Origin of the sequence: Bradyrhizobium sp. BEA-2-5 (assembly GCF_032918025.1) — a bacterium.
Classification (GTDB): Bacteria; Pseudomonadota; Alphaproteobacteria; order Rhizobiales; family Xanthobacteraceae; genus Bradyrhizobium; species Bradyrhizobium pachyrhizi.
In genome coordinates this window covers 7,355,926-7,377,343 of sequence record NZ_CP136629.1, presented here as the reverse complement: position 1 = coordinate 7,377,343, position 21,418 = coordinate 7,355,926, and the positions used below count along the sequence as shown (strand labels likewise).

At 65.0% G+C, this 21,418-nt stretch carries 24 protein-coding genes; 8 read left to right on the top strand and 16 right to left on the bottom strand.

The window, feature by feature from the left end; translation table 11 throughout:
* Positions 1–18: 18 nt before the first annotated feature.
* Both RX327_RS34465 and RX327_RS34460 read right to left on the bottom strand, forming a co-directional pair.
* Positions 19–1,239 carry an NAD(P)-binding domain-containing protein gene (locus RX327_RS34465; protein ID WP_317248544.1) on the bottom strand — a complete coding sequence of 407 codons (1,221 nt, stop codon included), beginning with the start codon at positions 1,237–1,239 and terminating at the stop codon, positions 19–21.
* Positions 1,232–2,134: a LysR substrate-binding domain-containing protein gene (locus tag RX327_RS34460; protein ID WP_317248543.1), complete on the bottom strand. Its 903-nt coding sequence runs from the start codon at positions 2,132–2,134 to the stop codon at positions 1,232–1,234. Before RX327_RS34460 ends, RX327_RS34465 begins: the two co-directional genes overlap by 8 nt.
* A gap of 285 nt (positions 2,135–2,419) precedes the next feature.
* Between RX327_RS34460 and RX327_RS34455 the strand changes: the two genes are divergently transcribed.
* Positions 2,420–2,653, top strand: coding sequence for a hypothetical protein (locus RX327_RS34455; RefSeq protein WP_050382828.1), 234 nt, complete (start codon positions 2,420–2,422; stop codon positions 2,651–2,653).
* 88 nt (positions 2,654–2,741) lie between these two features.
* Here the strand turns inward: RX327_RS34455 and RX327_RS34450 are convergent, their stop codons facing one another.
* From RX327_RS34450 to RX327_RS34440, 3 genes are read right to left on the bottom strand one after another with little or no spacing between them, the layout of a single operon-like run.
* Positions 2,742–3,419: an SCO family protein gene (locus tag RX327_RS34450; protein ID WP_082190443.1), complete on the bottom strand. Its 678-nt coding sequence runs from the start codon at positions 3,417–3,419 to the stop codon at positions 2,742–2,744.
* Complete coding sequence (locus RX327_RS34445) at positions 3,416–4,531, bottom strand: MBL fold metallo-hydrolase (RefSeq protein ID WP_050382827.1); 1,116 nt, start codon at positions 4,529–4,531, stop codon at positions 3,416–3,418. Before RX327_RS34445 ends, RX327_RS34450 begins: the two co-directional genes overlap by 4 nt.
* Positions 4,532–4,579: 48 nt before the next feature.
* The gene (locus RX327_RS34440) at positions 4,580–4,759 is read right to left on the bottom strand and encodes a hypothetical protein (RefSeq protein ID WP_050382826.1); all 180 of its coding nucleotides are present in this window, start codon (positions 4,757–4,759) and stop codon (positions 4,580–4,582) included.
* Between RX327_RS34440 and RX327_RS34435 the strand changes: the two genes are divergently transcribed.
* Positions 4,758–5,465 carry a glutathione binding-like protein gene (locus RX327_RS34435; RefSeq protein ID WP_317248542.1) on the top strand — a complete coding sequence of 236 codons (708 nt, stop codon included), beginning with the start codon at positions 4,758–4,760 and terminating at the stop codon, positions 5,463–5,465. The two genes, RX327_RS34440 and RX327_RS34435, sit on opposite strands and share 2 nt — an antisense overlap.
* A gap of 203 nt (positions 5,466–5,668) precedes the next feature.
* Here RX327_RS34435 and RX327_RS34430 read toward each other — a convergent pair whose 3' ends face one another.
* Positions 5,669–6,460 carry a crotonase/enoyl-CoA hydratase family protein gene (locus tag RX327_RS34430; protein WP_317248541.1) on the bottom strand — a complete coding sequence of 264 codons (792 nt, stop codon included), beginning with the start codon at positions 6,458–6,460 and terminating at the stop codon, positions 5,669–5,671.
* Between the two features lie 87 nt (positions 6,461–6,547).
* On the opposite strand from RX327_RS34430, the gene RX327_RS34425 reads away from it, so the two are divergent.
* Positions 6,548–7,144 carry a TetR/AcrR family transcriptional regulator gene (locus RX327_RS34425; protein ID WP_050382816.1) on the top strand — a complete coding sequence of 199 codons (597 nt, stop codon included), beginning with the start codon at positions 6,548–6,550 and terminating at the stop codon, positions 7,142–7,144.
* Positions 7,145–7,244: 100 nt separating this feature from the next.
* Here RX327_RS34425 and RX327_RS34420 read toward each other — a convergent pair whose 3' ends face one another.
* Entirely contained in the window at positions 7,245–8,957 is a 1,713-nt protein-coding gene (locus RX327_RS34420; RefSeq protein ID WP_050382814.1) for an arylsulfatase, read from the bottom strand.
* Complete coding sequence (locus RX327_RS34415) at positions 8,954–9,361, bottom strand: SUMF1/EgtB/PvdO family nonheme iron enzyme (protein WP_080667164.1); 408 nt, start codon at positions 9,359–9,361, stop codon at positions 8,954–8,956. Before RX327_RS34415 ends, RX327_RS34420 begins: the two co-directional genes overlap by 4 nt.
* A 428-nt stretch (positions 9,362–9,789) precedes the next feature.
* Here RX327_RS34415 and RX327_RS34410 point away from each other — a divergent pair, with 428 nt between their 5' ends.
* Positions 9,790–10,881, top strand: coding sequence for a transporter (locus RX327_RS34410; RefSeq protein ID WP_244481693.1), 1,092 nt, complete (start codon positions 9,790–9,792; stop codon positions 10,879–10,881).
* A gap of 122 nt (positions 10,882–11,003) precedes the next feature.
* Here the strand turns inward: RX327_RS34410 and RX327_RS34405 are convergent, their stop codons facing one another.
* Together RX327_RS34405 and RX327_RS34400 are read right to left on the bottom strand one after the other, a co-directional pair.
* Positions 11,004–11,678, bottom strand: coding sequence for an HAD family phosphatase (locus tag RX327_RS34405; protein WP_317248540.1), 675 nt, complete (start codon positions 11,676–11,678; stop codon positions 11,004–11,006).
* On the bottom strand, positions 11,675–11,890 hold the full coding sequence (locus RX327_RS34400) for a cysteine-rich CWC family protein (protein WP_080667166.1): 216 nt from the start codon (positions 11,888–11,890) through the stop codon (positions 11,675–11,677). Before RX327_RS34400 ends, RX327_RS34405 begins: the two co-directional genes overlap by 4 nt.
* A 103-nt stretch (positions 11,891–11,993) precedes the next feature.
* On the opposite strand from RX327_RS34400, the gene RX327_RS34395 reads away from it, so the two are divergent.
* Both RX327_RS34395 and RX327_RS34390 read left to right on the top strand, forming a co-directional pair.
* Positions 11,994–13,577 (top strand): DUF1800 family protein, encoded by a 1,584-nt coding sequence (locus RX327_RS34395; RefSeq protein WP_317248539.1) that lies wholly within the window; start codon positions 11,994–11,996, stop codon positions 13,575–13,577.
* On the top strand, positions 13,574–14,803 hold the full coding sequence (locus RX327_RS34390) for a DUF1501 domain-containing protein (protein WP_317248538.1): 1,230 nt from the start codon (positions 13,574–13,576) through the stop codon (positions 14,801–14,803). Before RX327_RS34395 ends, RX327_RS34390 begins: the two co-directional genes overlap by 4 nt.
* A gap of 167 nt (positions 14,804–14,970) precedes the next feature.
* Here RX327_RS34390 and RX327_RS34385 read toward each other — a convergent pair whose 3' ends face one another.
* The 3 genes from RX327_RS34385 to RX327_RS34375 form a co-directional block, all read right to left on the bottom strand.
* Complete coding sequence (locus RX327_RS34385) at positions 14,971–15,912, bottom strand: aldo/keto reductase (RefSeq protein ID WP_317248537.1); 942 nt, start codon at positions 15,910–15,912, stop codon at positions 14,971–14,973.
* Positions 15,913–16,182: 270 nt separating this feature from the next.
* Entirely contained in the window at positions 16,183–16,644 is a 462-nt protein-coding gene (locus tag RX327_RS34380; protein WP_317248536.1) for a GNAT family N-acetyltransferase, read from the bottom strand.
* A gap of 102 nt (positions 16,645–16,746) precedes the next feature.
* Positions 16,747–17,562 (bottom strand): PAS domain-containing protein, encoded by an 816-nt coding sequence (locus RX327_RS34375; RefSeq protein WP_317248535.1) that lies wholly within the window; start codon positions 17,560–17,562, stop codon positions 16,747–16,749.
* 212 nt (positions 17,563–17,774) lie between these two features.
* On the opposite strand from RX327_RS34375, the gene RX327_RS34370 reads away from it, so the two are divergent.
* Complete coding sequence (locus tag RX327_RS34370) at positions 17,775–18,128, top strand: DMT family protein (RefSeq protein ID WP_028336063.1); 354 nt, start codon at positions 17,775–17,777, stop codon at positions 18,126–18,128.
* A 118-nt stretch (positions 18,129–18,246) separates the two neighbouring features.
* Here RX327_RS34370 and RX327_RS34365 read toward each other — a convergent pair whose 3' ends face one another.
* The 3 genes from RX327_RS34365 to RX327_RS34355 all read right to left on the bottom strand — a co-directional run bounded on the left by RX327_RS34365 (position 18,247) and on the right by RX327_RS34355 (position 19,474).
* Positions 18,247–18,402, bottom strand: a complete 156-nt coding sequence (locus RX327_RS34365; RefSeq protein WP_167350367.1) for a hypothetical protein — start codon at positions 18,400–18,402, stop codon at positions 18,247–18,249.
* A gap of 61 nt (positions 18,403–18,463) precedes the next feature.
* Complete coding sequence (locus RX327_RS34360) at positions 18,464–18,640, bottom strand: hypothetical protein (RefSeq protein ID WP_016846694.1); 177 nt, start codon at positions 18,638–18,640, stop codon at positions 18,464–18,466.
* Positions 18,641–18,820: 180 nt separating this feature from the next.
* Positions 18,821–19,474 carry a glutathione S-transferase family protein gene (locus tag RX327_RS34355; RefSeq protein WP_317248534.1) on the bottom strand — a complete coding sequence of 218 codons (654 nt, stop codon included), beginning with the start codon at positions 19,472–19,474 and terminating at the stop codon, positions 18,821–18,823.
* Between the two features lie 605 nt (positions 19,475–20,079).
* Between RX327_RS34355 and RX327_RS34350 the strand changes: the two genes are divergently transcribed.
* Positions 20,080–21,282: a pyridoxal phosphate-dependent aminotransferase gene (locus RX327_RS34350; protein ID WP_028176678.1), complete on the top strand. Its 1,203-nt coding sequence runs from the start codon at positions 20,080–20,082 to the stop codon at positions 21,280–21,282.
* Positions 21,283–21,418 lie beyond the last annotated feature (136 nt).

The following is a 21,418-nucleotide window of genomic DNA, read 5'->3' as shown; positions in this document are numbered from 1 at the left end:
AAGCAATGGAACCCGGAGCTAGCGGCGGCTCGCGATGTGGTCGGCGAGCACGGCGGCGTCGTCGCCGACGCCTGACAGGAACGAGGATTTCATCTTCGACAGCCATTGCAGGCCGAGGAAATAGAGGCCCGGCACGTCGGAGACGCCGTGGCGGTGTCGCGGCGCCCCGTCGGCATCCAGCAGCGGTATGTCGATCCAGTTCAGATCGAGGCCATAGCCGGTGGCCCAGATCACGCTGCTGATCCGCGCGGCGCGCAGGTCGACCGCATCGAGCGGCGCGGTGAGGCACGGCGGGTCGGGCAAACGGACGCGTGCCAAGGGATCGTCGGGATGATCGAGGCCGCGCGCCGCGACGAAGTCGTCGACGATCCCGAGGAACGTCGCGTAATAAGCGTCGCCATTGGCGATGTTGGCGGCGAGATCGGGCGCGATCTCCAGCACGCCGTCGCGCGCCGCCGTCACGCGGCCGAGCAGGGTCACGCCGCCGGCGGCGAAGCGGCGGAAATCGACGGTGTGGCCGCCATGGGCGCCGGAAATCACCGGCAGCAGCCGCGACGGACCGCGCTGCTCGACCGGCGTCTGGTCGATGCCCATCTCGGCCAGCCACCAGATCAGGTCACGGCTGCGATAGCGGCGCGGCAGGCGGTTGTGACGTCCGACCGAGAGGAAGACATCGCGGCCGGCGCGCATCAGCTCTTCGGCGATCTGCGCACCCGAGGCGCCGGCACCGACCACCAGCACCGCACCGTCAGGCAATTGCGCGGGATTCCTGTTGCCGGCGGCATCGACCTGAAACAGGCCGGGATGCTCGCGCAGCAGATCGGGCCGCAGCGGCCGTTGATAGGGACCGGTGGCGATGACGACGTTGCGGGCGGCGATGCTGCCGCCGGCAAATTCGGCGAGGAAGCCGCCGGCGTCGCGGCGCAGCTTCGTGACCGCGACGCCGCAGCGGATCGGCGGCGCGACGAACGCGGCGTAGTCCTCGATGAAGGCGATGATGGCAGCGGTGTCCGAGAAGCCGTCGGGATCGCTGTGCGGAAACGCAAATTCCGGCAGCCGCACCGACCAGTTCGGAAACTGGAACATGAGGCCATCCCAGCGTTCGCTGCGCCAGCGCTCGGCGATGCGACCCCGCTCCAGCACCAGATGGGCGATGCCGCGCTGCTTCAGCCGATGGCTCATGGTGAGCCCGGCCTGGCCGCCGCCGATCACCAGCGTATCGACGGTCTCGTCAGGCACTGCGCGTTCCCTTGCGGCGGGCGGCGGGCTCCGCCGCGGCACGCATGATCCAGCGGCGGAAGGCGGCAAAGTCGCGCTGCTCGGTCTGAAAGCTGCGATAGAGCAGGTACCAGCGCATGCCCTTGGGCACCGAGAGGTCGAAAGGCGCCACCAGCCGGCCAGCAGCGAGATCGTCGTCGATATAGGGGCGGATGCCCATGGCGATGCCGAGCCCGTCGGCAGCTGCCTGCAGCGCCTGGCCGTAGAACTGAAACTCCGGCCCACGCGCGTTGATCCGGGTGACGCCCGCGGCCTTCAGCCAGATCGGCCAGTCCTCGGGCGAGTGCGCGACGCGGATCAGGCTCGGACCCTTCAGGTCGGCCGGACGCTTCAGCCCGCCCGCGAGGCGGGGCACGCAGACCGGCGTGAGGTCGCCGGCAAACAGCGGCTCGGCGACGAGGCCGGGCCAGTCGCCGGTGCCGAGCTTGATGCCGCAGCTCCAGTCCTCGCCGAACGGCACCGACGCGCCGCCGGTGGTGAAGCGCACCTCGATGTCGGGCTCCTCTTTGCGGAACTCGGCGAGGTGCGGGATCATCCATTTCAGCGCAAAGGTGTGGCCGACGCCGATGGTGAGCACGCGCACGCTCGAGGGCGCCGTCACCTGCGCGGTGAGGCTCGCCAGCGCATCGAAGATCGGGGTCAGCCCGCTCTGATAGGCGCGGCCGGCCTGCGTCAGCACCAGGCGGTTGGCCTTGCGCTCGAACAACGCGACGCCGAGCCGCTCTTCGAGCAGATGCACCATGCGGCTGACGGCGGCCGCCGACACGCTCAGCTCCAGCCCGGCCGCAGCAAAGCTGCCGGTCCGCGCCGCCGCCTCGAACGCCTTGATGCCGTTGAGAAACAGCAGTCGCCGCATGAACCCTCAGGAAAACTGATGCAAGGTCAAGATAACTCAGTTTGCCGGAAGAGGCCAAGCGGCGCAGAAATATGGTTGCTGTGATTTGAGCTAATGCGGCGCGGTTGACGTACCTCGCCCCGCTTGCGGGGAGAGGCCGGATCGCATCGCCAGATGCGATCCGGGTGAGGGGAAGTCTCCGCGAGTCCCACTGTAACCGTCCTCGTGGAGACTCCCCTCATCCCGACCTTCTCCGCGCAGGCGGGGAGAAGGGGTGCACGATCACGACTTTGCGGGAGATGTGTGATGGCAGAGACGGCGGATAGCCTGGTGCTCGATCTTGTCGAGTGGGTCGCGCGCGAGCCGCGGCGCTATGCCGAGGTGCTCGAGGTCTGGCGCACCTCATGCCCGCGGCTGACGATCTGGGAGGACGCTGTCGACCGCGGCTATGTCGCGCGCCGACCCTCGGTCGAGGGCATGCGGGTGATGGTGACGGAATGTGGCGAGACCTTCTTGCGCGCGCATGGGCGGATGCATTGAGACCGTGATTGGTCCGATCCGCCTGCCGAATTGCTTTCTTCACCCCCCGCGAGCGGGAGAGGGGGCGCTGGCGCTATTCGCACGCACGTCAGCGCGCCGGTTCGGCGAGCCTTGGCCGGATGATCTCGACCATTCGGTCGGCTGACGTCCCCGGCGGAAAGAAGCCGAGATAATTGCCGTCGCGGTCCATCAAATAGATGTAGGCGGTGTGATCGACGGTGTAGTCGCCGGCATCCTTCAGCGGCACCCGCGCGAAATAGACCTTGTAGGCATCGGCGAGCTTGCGGATCGCATCAAGGTTGCCGGTCAGCCCGATCAGGCGCGGATGAAACATCGGCACGTATTCTGCGAGATGCGCCGCGGTATCGCGCTCGGGATCGACAGTGATGAAGATCGGTTGCACCTGATCGCCGTCGCGGTCGAGTTTGTCGAGCGCAAGCCCGATTGCCTGCAGATCGGTCGGACAGACGTCGGGGCAGGTGGTGAAGCCGAAATAGACCAGCATCAGCTTGCCGCGAAACTCCTTGTCGGTGCGTTCATGGCCAGCCTGATCGGTCAACGCGAACGGGCCGCCGACCGGCTCCCTGTTCCACATCAGGATGTCCATGATCTCGGCGGCCGAGCGCGCCGATTGCGGCGGCGCATCGCCCGCCGGCACCGGCGCCAGCGTCAGCCACAGGCCGGCGCCGGCGAATGCCAGGCCCGCGCCGGCGAATGCCAGGCCCGCGCCAGCGAATGCAATGACGCGCAGGATCGGCGCGATCATATGCCGAAGGAGAGGCGGCTGCCCGTCGTCGTGACCAGCACCTTGTCGCCCATTTGCGCGGTCGCCTCCTGCACGAAGTGGAGCCCGGAGCAGTGCATCGGGATCAGCACGTCGGGGTCGAGCTTCTTGATCTCGGCGACCACCTCGGTGAGGTAATCCTTCGGCGCCGGCCCGAGGTGGAAGCCGCCGACGATCGCGTGCACCTTCTGGATGCCGGAGACCTCCTGCGCCTGCTTCACCGAATTGACGATGCCGACATGGCCGCAGGACGAGATCACGACGAGGCCGAAATCCCGCACGTTGAAGCAGGTGGCGTGCTCATGGATGTGCTCGTCGGGCACGATCTTGCCGTCCATCTCGGCCGGCAGATAGTGGCTGGCGTTGCAGCCGAGCCCGTCCTTGATGCCGAACTCGACCCAGGTCTGCGGCAGCACGCGCTCGATGCTGCGGCGGGTGATCTTGCCGGTGGTGAAGGCATGGCCCGCGATCACGGTCGGGGTCTCGCACAGCACCGTGGTGACGCGCTGCGCGGCGAGCTGGCGGCGGTCGAGCGTGCCGAAATCGTTGAACTGGCCCTTGGTCGGCGTTGCGCTGACGCGGTGGCAGAAATTGTCCTCGCCGCCGGCATAGAGCTTCACGTCGGCCGGTAGTTTATCACGGAATTTGTCGAGGAAGCCGTTGAGGCCGCCGAAATGGTCGTAGTGGCCGTGGCTCACGATCAGCGCGTCGAGCTTCGCCGGATCGACGCCGACCAGCGCCATGTTGTTGAGCAGCACCTCCGGCGTGTAGCCGTAGTCAAGCATCAGGGTGCGCTGCGCGCCCTTGGCCTCCGACTCCAGCCACAGCGACAGGCCCCATTCATTGTGCAACGACTTCTGGTAGTCGGCGGAGCGCGGCGGCGCCGCGATGGTGACGCCGCCGGCCTGCTTCGGCTTGAAGAACAAATCGAAGCTGGAATCGACCAGCACGCGGATCGAGAGCTTGTCGACGGTCGGCACCTCGATCGGCGCGGCGCTCGCGATCTCGACGCAGGAGAAAGCGCCCGCGGCTGCTGCGCCGGCGATCGCCGCCGAGCCCTTGAGGAAATCACGTCTTGCCAAATCATGTGTCATTGCAATGCCCCATGTTTAAAAATTCGTCAGCGCAATCCCTCCGGCAGCCTAGGAGCAATCGGGACGCGGCTCAATCGGGCACTTGCGCTGGCCGCAGATCACATTCGCGCGCGGTGCAATGCGCGCGCCATTGACTTGGGTGCGGTTATGCGCCCAACTCCATGCATTCGCATCTTTCTCGCCGATGCACGACATCGGCAGTCCCTGGCAATGCAGGATCACGCCCATGATCGATCTCCACTACTGGTCCACGCCGAACGGTCACAAGATAACGATGTTCCTTGAGGAGACCGGATTGGAGTACAGGATTTTCCCGGTGAACATCGGCAAAGGCGATCAGTTCAAGCCGGACTTTTTGCAGATCGCGCCGAACAACCGCATCCCAGCAATTCTCGATCACGCGCCGAAGGGCGGCGGCAAGCCGCTACAGCTGTTCGAGTCTGGCGCCATCCTGCTCTATCTCGCCGAGAAGACCGGCAAATTCCTGCCGGCCGATATCCATGGCCGCTATGACGCGATCCAGTGGACGTTCTGGCAGATGGGCGGGCTCGGGCCGATGGCCGGGCAGAACCACCATTTCCGCAACTACGCCGTCGAGAAGCTGCCATACGCGATCGACCGCTATGTCAACGAGACCAACCGGCTCTACGGCGTGCTCAACAAGCGGCTCGCCGACCGAGAATTCATCGCCGGCGACTATTCGATCGCCGACATGGCGAGCTATCCCTGGGTCGTGCCCTACAAGAACCAGGGCCAGGAGATCGACGATTTCCCGCATCTGAAGCGCTGGCTGGAGACGATCGGCAAGCGCCCCGCGACCGAGCGCGCCTATGCCAAGGCGAAGGAGGTCAACCCGAATTTCGGCCAGCCCGCGATCCGCACCGAGGAGGAACGTAAGTTGCTGTTCGGGCAGACCGCGGCGGTGGTGCGGTAGGGCGCAGGTCTCAGCCGTCTCTCCGTCGTCATGGCCGGGCTTGACCCGGCCATCCACGTTTGGGTCGTCATTGCGAGCCACCGGGTCCGCGCGAAGCGCGGCCCGATGACAGGCTCCACGAAGCAATCCATTTCACCGCTCGCGGAGGTAGGGATTGCTTCGTCGCTTCACTCCTCGCAATGACGATTGCGGGATCAGCCAGCTCAAGCCCCGACATACCTCGCCAGCCGCCGTTCCTTCCACGCAGCTAACCCCTCGGCGAGATCGCGGCCCGGCACCAGCGCGGCGAACTGTTCGCTCTCGACCAAAAGGCCCTCGGCAATCGGCATGTTGAGCCCGCGCGTCACCGCGGTGATGGTGCCGGCGACGGATCCGGGCGAATGCCTGGTGATCCGGCCGGCGAGTTCGCGCGCGGCGGTCAGCAGCTGATCATGCGGCACGACCTGATTGACCAGCCCGATCTCGCGCGCGTGCTCGGGCGGAAACGGATCGCCCGCCAGCAGCAATTCCAGGGCGCGCTTGCGTCCCGCCAACCGCGGCAGCCGCTGCGTGCCGCCGAAGGTCGGGGGCATGCCGAGCTTGATCTCGGGCTTTGCAAATTGCGCGCGGTCGCTGGCGACAGCGAGATGCACCGCCTCGGCGATCTCGCAGCCGCCGCCGAAGGCGAGCCCGTTGATCGCGGCGATCACGGGCTTCTTGAATGCCTCCAGCCGCGCGGTCATGGCTTGTCCCCGTCGGACGAAGTCGCGCACCGCGACGGCCGCTCCCTGTTTGACGCTCCCAGCGAATTCGTGGATGTCGGCGCCGGCCGAGAAGGCGCGCTCGCCGGCGCCGGTCAGGATCACGGCGCGCACCTCAGCGTCGCCCTCGATGCGGTCGAGCGCGGCCATCAGTTGATCGATCAGTGCGTAGTTCAGCGCGTTGAGCTGCTCCGGACGGTTCAGGGTGATCAGGGCGATCCCGTCGGTGATTTCGAGCAGGATGGGGGCGGGCATGATGCAGTCTCCAGCAATTGTGTGTCGGGCCGAATGTAGGGCCAGCTGCAATTTGTGTATATTCACTGGTTAGTATACATACGCAGGATGCCCAGACCTTCCGAGCCCACCCGCGAGCGCATCGTCCAGGCGGCAAGCGCGCTGTTCTACAATGAAGGCATCCGCCGCGTCAGCGTCGACGAGGTCGCGGCCAGGGCCGGCCTCACCAAGCGCACGCTGTACTATCACTTCAAGAGCAAGGACGATCTCGTCGCTGCCTATCTCGCCGCGCGCGACCAGCCCAATCTCGCGTTGTTCCGCAAATGGTTCGCGGAGGCCGAGGGCGGCCTGCCGGTGAAGGTCGAGGCGATCTTCAAGAACCTCGCGCGCTCGGCGCGGCATCCGAAGTGGAAGGGCTGCGGCTTCCTGCGCACCTCCGCCGAGCTCGCCAACATGCCCGGGCATCCCGCGATCCGGATCGGCGCCGCGCACAAGAAGAAGTTCGAGGATTGGCTGCGCGCGACCTTCGCGGACGAGGGGATCGCCGATCCGCTCAAGCTGGCGCGGCAGATCCTCTTGCTGCTGGACGGATCATTCGCCGTGGTGCTGCTGCATCGCGACCCGAGCTACATGGAGACCGCCGGCGAGGCCGCGCGCACGCTGATCGAGACGGCGCTGGCGAAACAGGGGCGGAAACGAGGTTAGGGCGTGTACTCCCGAGGCCGGTCCGCTTCGCTCTGATAGAGGCGAGGCCGGAGGAGACGGTGTTGAGCGGCATGGACGCCGCCCAACACGATCATGAATCTTATTTTGCCATTGCGGTCCTGGCGGCCTCGATTTTCGCCTTCACGGAATCGAGGTTGAAGCTCGCGCCCTTCTGCATCGGCGGAAACTCGATCGCGGTCATGGCCAGCTTCTCGACCTCCTGTTGAACGAACACGAAGCGCCAGAATTCATATTTGAACCAGTCGAAGTATTGTTGGGCGCCGTATTTGGTCCCGCTGTCGGGCCAGCCCGTTCGCTCGAACGGATCCAGGCGGAGGTTGATTAGGTAGGGGACGTCAACCTTGGTTTTTGCGCCCAGCCAGCCACCGGGCTGGTCGATGAAACGATACTTGTAGTCGTCGATGCGCACGGCCCCCAGCTCGCTCTCGCCGAAGTACCAGATTTCGTGTCGGTTGGACGGCCCCTTGCCGGTGATCATGTCCATCTGATTATAGCCATCCAGATGGCACTTGTAGGTGCGATCCCCGATTTGCTTGCCCTTCTTCAGTTCCTCGACAATGTTCGGGTTGCCGGCAGCGGCCAGCAAGGTCGGGAACCAGTCCAGCCCGGAGACGATGCCGTTCTCGACCTTGCCCGCGGGCACCTTGCCCGGCCAGCGGATCATCGCGGGCGCGCGGAAGCCGCCTTCCATGACCGTACCTTTGCTCTGCGCGAAGGGTGTCTGTCCGCCATCCGGCCAAGTGAAGACCTCGGTGCCGTTATCCGTGGTGAAGATGACAATGGTGTTGTCATCCACGCCCATCTCCTTGAGTTTTTGCATGACGAGGCCGACATCGTCGTCGAGCTGCGCCATGCCGGCTTCGTGAATCGACCAGCCGTTCTTGGAGTTGCGCATCGCCTGGTACTTCGGCGACAAATGCGTGACGATGTGCATGCGGGTCGGATTGAGCCACAAGAAGAAGGGCTTGTTATCGGCCTTGGCCCTTTCAATGAACGACAAGGCGAAGTCTCGGATTTCGTCGTCCACCGTTTCCATCCGCTTGGGATAGAGCGTTCCGGCGTCTTCAATCCTCTGCTTGCCGACTTTGCCCCAACGGGGATCCACGGTGGCGTCGTCCACATTGGTTGCCCACGAATGGACCATGTTGCGCGGGCCAACCTTGTTCAACAGTTCCTGCGGATAGGCAGGGTGAGCCGGATCTTCCATCGCGTCGAGGTGATACAAATAGCCGAAGAATTCGTCGAAGCCGTGCACGGTCGGCAGAAATTCGTTCTTGTCGCCAAGGTGGTTCTTGCCGAATTGGCCGGTGGCATAGCCCATGCCCTTGAGCGCGGTGGCAATGGTCACGGCCTCCGCCGGCAAGCCTGTGGGGGCGCCGGCCTGGCCGACCGTTGTCATGCCGGTGCGGATCGGCAGCTCGCCGGTGATGAAGTTGGCGCGGCCCGCGGTGCAACTCGCCTCGGCGTAATAATCGGTAAACAGCATGCCTTCTGCGGCGATCTTGTCGAGGTTCGGCGTCCGGCCGGCCATCATGCCACGATGGTAAGCACCGATATTCCAGATGCCGATATCGTCCCCCATGATGACGACGATATTGGGCCGCTGTCCGGCCGGCGCGGGCGCCGGGACCGGCGTTGGTTGCTGCGCCTGCGCGAAGCTTGTCGTCCCGACGGCGGAGAGTGCTGAAGCGGCTACCAGCGAACTACCGCGCAACAAGAGATCGCGGCGTTTCAGTCCCACGCTGTTCGGCCCCGTATTCTGAGGCTTTTCCGGAATCGTATCGTTACTCATGACATGATCCTCTTCCTGATGATGCACCTGAAGCCGATATGGCTTGCTGAGGTGTCGTCGATCCGCTCGGCATGACGCGCGGCCGGACGATGGCGGCGGCAGTAGCTCGGAGCGCAAGGATGCGAGCCGCCTTTAAGCACCTTGCGTGGAATCCTGAGGTTCGGCTGGCGAGAGTCGTAATTCGCGCCCTGGGACCGGCCGCGAGGAGCTTGCGGGATGCAGCAGGCTTTCGGGCGGCCTGCGTCGTGCTTTGGTGAATACCCATCGGCCGTCAATTCCGAGGCGCTGGCGATCGTGTCACGAAGGTCGCAGCCGTTGGCCGGGAATGCGGTGGCGGGCGAGGTGCGCTCGAAGCCATCGGCCGGCAGATTGGGTGCGCCTGTCGCAACGCCAACGTCGTGCATGGGCTACTCGCCGTGACCGAGTTTCAAAGTTACGAGCGCCGCCCGAGCAAGAACCTGTCGGCAGCTTTCTGGCTCGCCGATGCTTCGGGGGACGGTTCAACGCTTTGGTCAGTCAAAAGACAGTCGCGTATCTGAAGCGCGAGACCGATAATGCAGCATCTACGAACCAGACAAGACAAGATGCTCAGCAACGCATCCCTGTTGTATTGATCTAGATCAATCGAGCCAGGTCGCCCCTTGTCGAGAGCCCCTGATGACTATGCAAAAAGTGCCAGGGTTGTGGCGTCATGGACACAACCTTTCAATAAACCTCCGGCTGAACTCAAATATGCCGAATTCGCGTGGACGAACGGCGGCGTCAGCTTATTCTTTCCGAGTTTCTACCCCGCCGGAGCAATGGTGGGATCGCGAGAGTCGGGGAATCGGCGATGCGGTACTTTAAACCGAATCTGGGACGCAGGTTTTTTTCGCAGTGGCATTTGAGTGTTGGGGCGCTTGCCGCTCTGCTGGTGCTTTCCACCCAAGCGGCTCGCGCCGACGAAAATGGCATCAGCTTTTGGCTACCCGGATTTTTTGGCAGCCTCGCGGCTGTTCCTCAGCAGGCGCCGGGCTGGTCGGTGACCTCGGTTTACTATCACACCTCTGTTTCCGCCGGCGGCGACGTGGCGCGGTCGCGCGAAATCACGCTTGGTCGCTTTCCCGCGAATCTGACGGCGAACGTGAACGCGAACGTCAATGCGAATGTGAACCTTGGTCTTGTGGCCGGAACCTACACCTTTGCAACACCCGTGCTGGGCGGTCAGGCCTCTGCCAGCCTGTTGGCGACCTACGGGTCCAACTCGACATCGCTGGCGGGATCGCTCGTTGGGACATTGACGGGACCGGGCGGCGCCACGTTCCCCTTCTCCCGGTTTGACAGCATCGACAGCTCGCTCATTGCGTTCGGCGACCTGATCCCGCAGTTCGCGCTGCGCTGGAATGCCGGTGTCAACAATTACATGACGTACATCACCGCCGACCTTCCGGTCGGCGCCTATCAGTCGGGCCGCCTGGCGAATTTGGGGCTTGGGCACTGGGCGATCGACGCGGGCGGCGGCTACACCTATTTCGATCCAAAGACCGGGCATGAATTTTCGACGGTGCTGGGATTCACCTACAACTTCGTCAACCCCGCCACTCAATATCAAAGCGGCGTCGACATGCACCTCGACTGGGGCGCATCGCAATTCCTGACCAAGCAATGGCAGGTCGGCCTCGTCGGTTACCTCTATCAGCAGCTCGGCTGCGACAGCGGCTCCGGCGATCGCGTCGGCTGCTTCCGGTCGCGCGTGGCCGGCGTCGGCCCGCAGGTCGGCTACATTTTCCCGGTCGGAGACATGCAGGGATATCTGAACCTGAAGGGCTACGGCGAATTCGCCAATGAAAATCGGCCAGCAGGCTGGAACGTCTGGCTGACGTTCAATCTTCAGCCCGCGGCGCCAACGCCGCCGACATCCACAAGGCCCAGATTCACGAAATAGCAATAGCGCTGCCACCGGTGCCGTGCTGAAGGTTCAATCTGGCGCGGCCGTAGCAATCAGCCGATGGACGCTCCGCGAGCGTGCGGATATGTCCGGGTTAGGTCAAAAGCCGACGATGATGGCTAAAGCGCGCCGCGCTCCTGCAGCAGCGCCAGCACGGCGTTGAGGTCCGGCAACACGGCTGCGCATTTCGCACGGGTCTCGTCGGTCGGCGGCGCCATGTCCGGCACCATCAGCGTGATCGCGCCGGCGGCGTGGGCGGCGGCGACGCCGTGGTTGGAGTCTTCCACGGCGATGCAGGATGCCGGCGTCACGCCGAGCCGCGCGGCGGCCTTGAGATAGAGCTCGGGATCCGGCTTGCCCTGCGCGACATCGTCAAGCGTCAGCAGCGTGTCGAAACGATTGCGGATGCCGGCAAGCGTCAGGTTGCGCTCGGCCGAACGGCGTGACGACGAGGTGACGATCGCTATCGGGCGCTCCGCAAGCGCGAGCGCATCGAGCAGAGCCAGCGTGCCGGGCTTGAGCGGCAGGCCCGACCGCATCATCTCATCGCGATGTTCGAGAAACGCTTGGTTGACCTCGGCGAGTGGAAACGCCACGCCGTAATGATCGCGCAGCATCGCCTCGCAGACCGGGCCGGGAAGGCCGACCATGGAATGGCACAGCGCGACGATGTCGTCGGTGTAGCCGCACACATTCAGCGCCGCGACCAGGCTGTCGAAATAGACCTTCTCGGTGTCGAGCAAGGTACCGTCCATGTCGAGCAGGACGGCGTCGACGGTCCAGCGTGTGTTCACGTCGCGCTCACCGCTGCTTGCTGTTCCGCGAGCTTCCGCAAGCATGCGGGGCACAGGCAGTCGTCGCCGTCGGTCGGCATAGGCAGGCGAAAACTCTCATCGGAGCACCAGCATGCTCCCGTGAGCGAGCAGGAAAATTCGCTGCCGCATGCCGTGCAGGCAAGCCTGCGTGGCGAAGCTTGTTCGGGACGATCGTTTGACGAGAGGTCCATTCTAACCGCGATTTAATGCGCGAATTAATCTCGGGTTCATCCCGGACCGCGCTATGATGCCAGGCAATTGATATAGCCGGGATAGGCCGTTAAGGGAATTCTGATGGCCCGTGATTCGCAAGCCGCGCTGACTGCCCTGAACCGGTTTGGGTTTGGCGCCCGCGGCGGGGCGTCCGGCGACTTCATCAACGCGGCCTCCGATCCGCGCGGTTTCGTGCTGGCGGAACTGGCGCGTCCGAACGGCGCGCTGCTCGAAGTGCCGGGCCTGCTCTCGACGCCGGAGCTCGGCAAGCAGGTGTTCGACTATCAGTTCGAGATCCAGCAAGCACGCAATGCCGCGAAGGCCGCGCAGCAGGGCGCGAGCGAGACACCGCCGCAGGGCCCGGACACGAAGTCGCCGCAGCGGCGCAATCTGTCGCTGTCCACTGCGGCCAAGGAGATCGCCGGGAAAGATCCGACGATGCAGGCGCAGGCCGCCGATGGCGCCAATGCGGCGATGACGCCGTCCGCGACGATGCAGCCTCCGACGACGCAGACGGTGGCTGGTCCGCCGAAGCCGCCGGCGCAACCGCTCAACATCATCCAGAAGACATTCCGTGCCGAGGCGCTGGCGCGGCTGCAGCGCGGCGTGGTCGCCGATTGCGGCTTCGTCGAACGGCTCGTCGCGTTCTGGTCCAACCATTTCTGCATCTCCGCCAGCAAGGGCGAGCTGACACGGATCTGGGCAGGTGCGTTCGAGCGCGAGGCGATCAGGCCGCACGTGCTCGGGCGCTTCGCCGACATGCTGAGGGCGGTCGAGCAGCATCCCGCGATGCTGTTCTTTCTCGACAACCAGCAATCGTTAGGACCGGATTCGCGCGCCGGGCAGAACCGCAAGCGCGGGCTGAACGAAAATCTCGCGCGCGAGATCATGGAGCTGCATACGCTCGGCGTCGGCGGCGGCTACACGCAAGGCGACGTCACCTCGCTCGCGCGCATCATCACCGGCTGGACCTTTGCCGGCCGGCGTGGGCAGCTCGGCACGCCCGGCAGCTTCGTGTTCAATGCCAATGCGCACCAGCCCGGACCGCAGCAGGTGCTCGGCAAGACCTACGCGCAGGCCGGCGTCGCGCAGGGCGAGGCGGTGCTGTCGGACATCGCGGGGCATCCCTCGACCGCAAAATTCATCGCGACCAAGTTCGCGCGCCACTTCGTCGCCGACGATCCGCCGCCGGCGCTGGTGGCGAGGCTGCAGGATACGTTCACGAAAACGGACGGCGATCTCAGGGCGCTGGCCACCGCGCTCGTTGAGTCCAGCGAGGCCTGGCAGCCGCCGCTGACAAAGATGCGTTCGCCTTACGAGTTCCTGGTCGCCTCCGGCCGCCTGCTGGCGCGCAATCCGGAGGATCCGGGCCGCTATCTCAATGGCCTCAATGTGCTGGGCCAGCCCTTGTGGTCGCCGGCCGGGCCGAACGGTTTTCTGGACACCGCCGCGGCCTGGGCGGCACCTGAAGGCGTCAAGCTCAGGCTCGACATCTCGGCGCAGCTTGCCTCCCAGCTCGCCGACCGGTTCGACCCGCGCGACCTGCTCGAGCTCATTGCCGCCGACGCAGCCTCGACCGAGACGCGGCGAACCATCGAGCGTGCGGAGTCGCGACAGCAGGCGCTGGCGCTGCTGTTGATGTCGCCGGAAATGCAGAGGAGATGACGATGGAATGCTCCGAGAGCCTGATACTGCAGGCGACGTCGCGGCGCGCGCTGCTGCTCGGCGGCGCCTCGTTTGCGGCCTGGGCTTACCTGCCGAAATTCGCGCGGGCCGCCGATGGTCGCGATCCGCGCTTCGTCACCATCATCCTGCGCGGTGCGCTCGACGGTCTCTCGACCGTCGGGCCGATCGGCGACCCCGACTATGCCGGCCTGCACGGCTCGATCGCGCTGAGGGCCGATGGTCCGAACGCGGCCGTGATGCTCGATTCCTTCTTCGCGCTGCATCCGGCGATGCCGGAATTCGCGCGCATGTATCGCGACAGGCATGCGGCAGTTGTTCACGCGGTGGCGACGCCCTACCGCGACCGCTCGCATTTCGACGGCCAGGACGTGCTCGAAAGCGGCTTTGCCGGCCCGGGCCGCGTGCAGTCCGGCTGGCTCAACCGCGCGCTGGAAGCGCTGCCGCGCGGCGAACGCGTGTCGAGCGGTCTCGCCGTCGGACCGACCACGCCGCTGGTGCTGCGTGGCAACGCGCCGACCGTCGGCTGGGCGCCGGTGGCGCTGCCGCAGGCGGATGACGACACCGCGATGCGGCTGCTCGATCTCTATCAGCATCGCGATCCGGCGCTGGCTAGCGCGCTGACGCAAGGCTTGCAGCTCGAGAAGCAGGCGCAGGGCGAGGAGATGAAGCCGAAGCCCGGGGCGGGCGGCGTGGCGGCGATGCGCCTCGTGGCGCGCGGCGCCGCGAAGCTGATGGCGGCCGATGACGGCCCGCGCATCGCCGCGCTCGCCTTCGACGGCTGGGACACGCATGCCAATGAAGGCGGCCCTGTCGGCCGGCTCGCGCAGCTGCTCGGCGGTCTCGACGGCGCGCTGGCGGAATTCCAGAGCGGCCTCGGCGCGCGCTGGCGCGACACGGTGATCGTCGTCGCCACCGAATTCGGCCGCACCGCGCGCATCAACGGCACCGACGGCACCGATCACGGCACGGGAACGATCGCGCTGCTCGCCGGCGGCGCGGTGAAGGGCGGCCGCGTCATCGCCGACTGGCCTGGCCTCAAGCTCGCCAACCTCCACGAGGCCCGCGACCTCAAGCCGACGACGGACCTGCGCTCCGTGATCAAGGGCGTGCTACAGGACCAGTTCGGCCTGTCCGACCGCGTGCTGGCGGAGACGGTGTTTCCGGATAGCGCCCCGGTGAAGCCGATGAAGGGGCTGGTGGTGTAAGCGGCAGTCACATACTCGGCGTCGTCCCGGCGCAGGCCGGGACCCATTACCACCGCTGATGATTGTTGGAACGCACTGGAGCCACAGCGCGGCGCAACCACGAAGATTTGTGGTTATGGGTCCCGGCTTTCGCCGGGACGACCGTTGTGAATGCAGCTCCAGCGGGGCTACCCCTTCGTTATCCCATCGATCTCCGCCATCTCATCCGCGCTGAGTTTCCAGGCGATCGCCTTCACGTTCTCCTCGATCTGCTCGACGCGCGTGGCGCCTGCGATTACGCTCGACACCTGCGGGCGCGCGGCGAGCCAGGAGAAGGCGAGCTCCAGCATCGAACGGCCGCGCGACTTGGCGAAGGCCTGGAGCTTCTCGACCATGTCCTCGTTGCGCGGCGTGACATAACGGTCGCGCAGCGCCGGCGCCTTGGCGAAACGGGTGTCGGCGGGTGCCGCCGCGCCGCGCTGGTACTTGCCCGTCAGCAGGCCGCTCGCGAGCGGGAAGAACGGCAGCAGGCCGAGCCTGTACTCTTGCGCAGCCGGCAGCAGGTCCTTCTCGATGTCGCGAACCAGCAGGGAGTATTCGTCCTGGCAGGAGACGAAGCGGCTGACATTCATCGCGCGTGCGGTGAACTCGGCTTCCGCGATCCGCCAGGCCGGGAAGTTGGAGTTGCCGATGTAGCGCACCTTGCCTTGCCGGATGAGATCGTCGAGTGCACGCAACGTCTCTTCCATCGGCGTCAGCGGATCATAATCGTGCTGCTGGTAGAGGTCGATGTAGTCGGTCTTGAGCCGCCTCAGGCTCGCCTCGACCGCATCCATGATGTAGCGGCGCGAGGCGCCCTGCCTGGTGCCGTCGGTCGCCATCGGCTTGGCATATTTGGTGGCGAGCACGATGTCCTTGCGGCGGTCGCCGAGCACGGTGCCGAGCACCGTCTCCGAGCCGCCCATCCCGGCATAGATGTCGGCGGTGTCGAACAGCGTGATGCCGAGATCGAGCGCGCGATGGATCACCTTGCGCGAGGTCTCCAGATCCGTGCGCTGGCCGAAATTGTTGCAGCCGAGCCCGACCGCAGACACGCGAAGGCCGGAAGCGCCGAGATTGCGAATTTCCATGGGACAATCCTGTGGGATAGGCGAGGGATGTCGCGGATTGTGACGCGCTGCCCCGAGCCCGGCAAGGTGCCGTCCTACCGCCGATCACGCATGGCGGTGTCGCAAAATGAGATGCCGCAAAAAAAGCGGTCCCGGTCAGACGCGGCGACTGACGGGGACCGCTTGGCGAAGATCTGAGACGGGGGGCCTGATCTGCGCGAGCGGAAGCCTAGCCGGGCTTTGTAACGTGCCGGTGACACCTCTGTTCAATCCACAGGCGCGGATGCGGGCTCAGACCATCTTGCGATAGATGACGAAGCCCGGCTTGTCCGCGACCTTGTCATAAAGCTGCATCGCGGTGTGGTTGGTCTCATGCGTCTGCCAGTAGACGCGTGGCGATCCCGCGAGCCTCGCCTGCGCGTAGACGCCGTTGATCAACGCGCGGCCAACGCCCTTGCCGCGCGCGGATTCGAGCGTGAACAGGTCCTGCAAATAGCAGGACGGCTCGATCGCGGTGGTGCTGCGATGAAACAGATAATGCGTCAGCCCGAGCAGGCGGCCGTCGTCCTCGGCCACCAGCGCATGCATCGGCTCATAGGCATCGAAGAAGCGCTGCCACGTCATCTTCGTAATCTCGGGCGCCAGGGCGGTCGGGCCCGAGCGGCCGTAGAAGGCGTTGTAGCCGTCCCACAGAGGAAGCCACTCGGCGTAGTCGTCGCGGGTGACGAAGCGGATGGTGACGTCGTCGGCCATGGAGATTCCTGGATGATCCTGCGTTGCGGGCGATGCCTCCGCACCGCTCGCAAGATTCTACCGTCGCTATCTCGCAGGATCAATTGCGGACGAGGCCGCGCCTCACTCGGCGGCGCGCAGCAGCCGCGCCAGATGGCGCTCGCGCCCGGCGCGCTGCGCCCGGTATTCCTCGGCCTTCGCGGGATCGTCGGTGTGCCGCACGAGGTCGGTGACCGGCGTGTAGCTCAGCATGCGGCCGCCGTCCGGCAGCGCGGTGCAGCTGAAGCGCAGCACCTTGCCGTCGGCGAGGTTGAGATTGATCGGCGTGGAGTCGCCGGCGCGCATCATCGCGATGCGCTCGGCGATGAACGCGCTCAACTCGTCTTCCGGCAGTTCATAGGCGCCGGTGTCGCGGCCGTGATACATCAGCGCGATGAAGGGCGGCTTGCTTTCGGCGATCACGTCCGGCACCGCAAAATAATCGCGGAACGCGCGGTTGATGAATTCGGCCCGGGTCTCGGCATCGAGCAGCACGATGCCGATATCGACCTGGTCGAGCGCGGCCGCGAGCCGCTCCGCGGTGGCGTGATGCTGCTGGTCCGCGGCAAAGGCGTCGATCCATTTCTGCCGCAGCATTCCGGTGATCACGGCGGTGCCGGCCGCGGTCGCTGCCAGCATCAGCATCCGCGCGACGTCGGCGGTGTCGTAACCGGGCAGCGCGCGATGATCGAGGAAGAACAGCGCCGAGGCAGCCACCGCGATCGCGGCGGAGATCAGCCCGGAGGTGATGCCGCTGATCGAGCTCGCAAGCGCCACGATGCAGACGAACAGCGGCGCGGGATTGGGGACGGCGACAACGAGGCGATCGATCAGGAAGGCGGCGGATGCCGTGATCGCCGTCAGGGCCGGACCTGAAATTGCACGCCAGTCGAACCGCATGCCCGTTCTCGCTATCTGTCAAACGAAGGATAAAGCCGCAGTTTGACGACAGGGCCGCAACCGCGCCGGCATTTCCGTCCCGACCGTTAAGCGGGCGTTGCGGGGGCCGAACCAGCTTTCGCTGCTTTCAAATCAAATGGTATGCAGATCGGCGCGGAACCCGGTTCCGTGCCTGCGGGTTACCGCGTGCTTTGCTTGCAAGAGGACATTCGATGCCCGCCATTTCGCCTTCGCTGCTGCCGATCCTGATGCTGTTCGCCTCGAACGTCTTCATGACCTTCGCCTGGTACGGCCATCTCAAGTTCAAGGACCACTCGCTCCCCATCGTCATCCTGGTGAGCTGGGGCATCGCCTTCTTCGAGTACTGGCTGGCGGTGCCGGCCAATCGCTGGGGCAGCGCGGTCTACTCGGCGGCGCAGCTCAAGACCATGCAGGAGGTGATCACGCTGGTGGTGTTCGCCGCCTTCTCGGTGTTGTACCTGAAGGAGCCGCTGGGCTGGAATCACGCGCTCGGATTCGCCTTCATCGCCGCCGGGGCGTTTCTGATCTTCCACAAATGGGGCTAATGCGCTTTGCGCCTGAGCTAAAGCGCGATGAGATTAGGTTGAATCGTCATCGCGCCTTAGCTCTTTGTTTGAGCATGATCTTTTCGGAAAACCGCTTCGCACTTTTCCGGATCATGCTTTAGTGATGCGGGGCCGGCCTGGCGGCCGGCATCGTGACATGCGCGGGGCGTGCGTGGTCTTCGCCTTGCGTGCCGGTCACGATCAGGAGCGATGCCGCCAGCAGGATCGCCGCCGACAGCGTCACGGTCACCAGTCCGACGGGGGTCTTCATCATGTCGCGCCGCTGTCTCTCCCGCGCCTTGCCGCGGATCAGGTGCCAACCGGAAATTGCTTGATTACGCCGGGATCGCCGTTGCCATGGTGACGTTGCTCGACAGCACGGTCACGGCGACGACCAGGCACAACGTCAGCGCGCCAAGCGCGAGCGACGCGGCGATCGCGTTCGTCAGCCGGGATGATGCCACCGGGGCAGGGCGGCCATCGAAGCCTGCCGTGCCGGACCACCGTTTCATGGTCTAAATCCCTCAGGCCGCGAGCGAATCACTCGCGACATCTGCGTGAATCTGCCGGTTGTCACCGGCAACATTGCGGCGGCGGCACCGTCCAAAAATGGCTAAAATACGGCGGCGGTGCGGGTTTTGCCCGCTATTTGGGCAGTTTCCCCGTTATTCCCTGGATTCACACCCGGCCGTTCAGACGCCGGCCGCGAGGCGGGGCTCAGGCTCGGCCTCGGTACCAGGCTGCCAGTCCATCGAGACAAATCCGGGGGTCTGCTCGACGCGCTCGAGCCAGTCCCGGATCGCCGGGAAGGTGGAAAGATCGAAGTCGCAGCGGTCGGCGAGGTGGGTGTAGCCATACAGCGCGATGTCGGCGACCGTGAGCTGGCGCGCGGCGAAGTAGGCGTTGGTCTTGAGATGGTTCTCCATCACCTGGAGCGCGCCATAGCCGCGCTCCATCCAGTCCTCCAGCGAATGGGTCTGGAGATCGCGGCCGCCCTTGACCAGCGACAGCCAGAAATAGGCGGCGCCGATGTTCGGCTCGAGCGCGTGCTGCTCGAAGAACATCCATTGCAGCGCCTCGGCGCGATCGATGCGGTTTTCCGGCGCCAGCGGCGTGCCGACGGCGACGTACCAGAGGATGGCATTGGACTCGGCGAGATAGCGGCCCTCGCCGACCTCGAGCAGCGGCACCTGTCCCGACGGGTTCTTGCTGAGAAAGTCCGGCGTGCGGCTCTCGCCGCGCAGGATGTCCACCTCCACCGCTTCGTAAGGCAGGTTGAGCAGCGCCAGCGCAAGGCGGACCTTGTAGCTGTTGCCCGAGCGTTGCATCGAATAGAGCTTGTACATTGCGTCGTGGTTCACTCGGTCAGGGAGACGGTACGCTTTAAAAATTGCGCGGCCTGTCACACCGCAACGCCGCTAAACAATGATGCTGGCGGGGGTGCGTCGCAAGCCCTGCAATGTGGAAAAAGTCGAAACGTCTACTGCACTGCACACGTGCAGAACGATTCCATCCACACGGCAGAACAACTCGGATCACGCCTGCGCGACGCTCTGCACGGTGCCGGTCGATGGCCAGGTCGCGACCATGGCCGGCGCGCTGAAATTACAAACCTTAACGCGCCATCCTTGGCGGCACGACGCGCCGGGCTGCGTTGACGACCCGCCGTTAGCGCTGTCAGGCGGGTGCCGCGCGGCATTGTCCTCGGAGCAATCCGCGCCGGCGCATGCCGCCGAAGGCCCCGCCGGCAAGACCGGAGCGGGCTTGCCGGATATGAGTCATCCGGTGCCGGAACTTGCGGAAAATTGCGTGCGCCGCGAGCCATGCGCGAAAGTTTTCGTGCTTTACCGCCAAGCTTCTTGCGGTGCAGCGGCGACAGGCCTAGGGTGCCGCGATCCCATTCAAATCAAGTCGTGGCCCTACGGCTCACGACGCTCGCCAGGAGATGATGATGTCCTTCCTTGCCGCTGCGCTCGACCGTGTGAAGCCGTCCGCGACCATCGCGGTCACGGATAAAGCACGCGCGCTGAAAGCGGCTGGCCGCAACGTCATCGGCCTCGGCGCCGGCGAGCCCGACTTCGACACGCCCGCCAACATCAAGCTGGCGGCGATCCACGCCATCGAGGCCGGCAAGACCAAGTACACCGCGGTGGACGGCATCCCCGAGCTGAAGGAAGCCATCATCGCCAAGTTTCAGCGCGAGAACGGCGTCGCCTACAAGCCGAACCAGATCATCGTCGGCACCGGCGGCAAGCAGGTGCTCTACAACGCGTTGATGGCGACCATCAATCCGGGCGACGAGGTGATCATTCCCGCGCCCTATTGGGTCAGCTATCCCGAGATGGTCGCGCTCGCCGGCGGCGAGCCGGTGCCGGTGGTCTGCACCGCGGCGACCGGCTTCAAGCTCCAGGCAGAGGCGCTCGAGCGCGCGATCACGCCGAAGACCAAATGGGTCATCCTGTGCTCGCCGTCGAACCCGACGGGAGCCGCCTACACGCGGTCGGAACTGAAAGCACTCACCGACGTGCTGGTGAAGCATCCCCATGTCTGGGTGATGACCGACGACATGTACGAGCATCTCGTCTACGACGACTTCCAGTTCACCACCGTCGCGCAGGTCGAGCCTGGTCTCTACGACCGCACGCTCACCGTGAACGGCGTCTCCAAGGCCTATTGCATGACCGGCTGGCGCATCGGCTATGCCGGCGGTCCGGCGCATCTCATCAAGGCGATGGCGACGATCCAGTCGCAATCGACCTCGAACCCGTGCTCGATCGCGCAATGGGCCTCGGTCGAGGCGTTGAACGGTCCGCAGGAGTTCATTCCCGCCAACAACAAGGTCTTCAAGGAGCGCCGTGACCTCGTCGTCTCCATGCTCAACCAGGCGAGCGGCATCGAGTGCCCGCGCCCCGAAGGCGCGTTCTACGTCTATCCGTCCTGCGCCGGCACCATTGGCAAGAAAGCGCCGTCGGGCAATGTGATCTCCAACGACGAGCAGTTCGTCACAGAGCTCCTGGAGACCGAAGGCGTCGCCGTGGTGCAGGGCTCGGCCTTCGGCCTGGGACCTGCGTTCCGCATCTCCTACGCGACCAAGACCTCGGACCTCGAAGACGCTTGCAAGCGCATCCAGCGCTTCTGCGGCAATCTGCGGTAGTTCGATCCGAAATCAAGAAACGCTCCCGCACCTGGTGCGGGAGCGTTTTTGTTTGTGCGCTGAAATCGCGCGCCGGTAAATTCGACGAGTCAAATCACATCCTGCTCACCTCACGCGCGTGTGTGCGAACATCGAT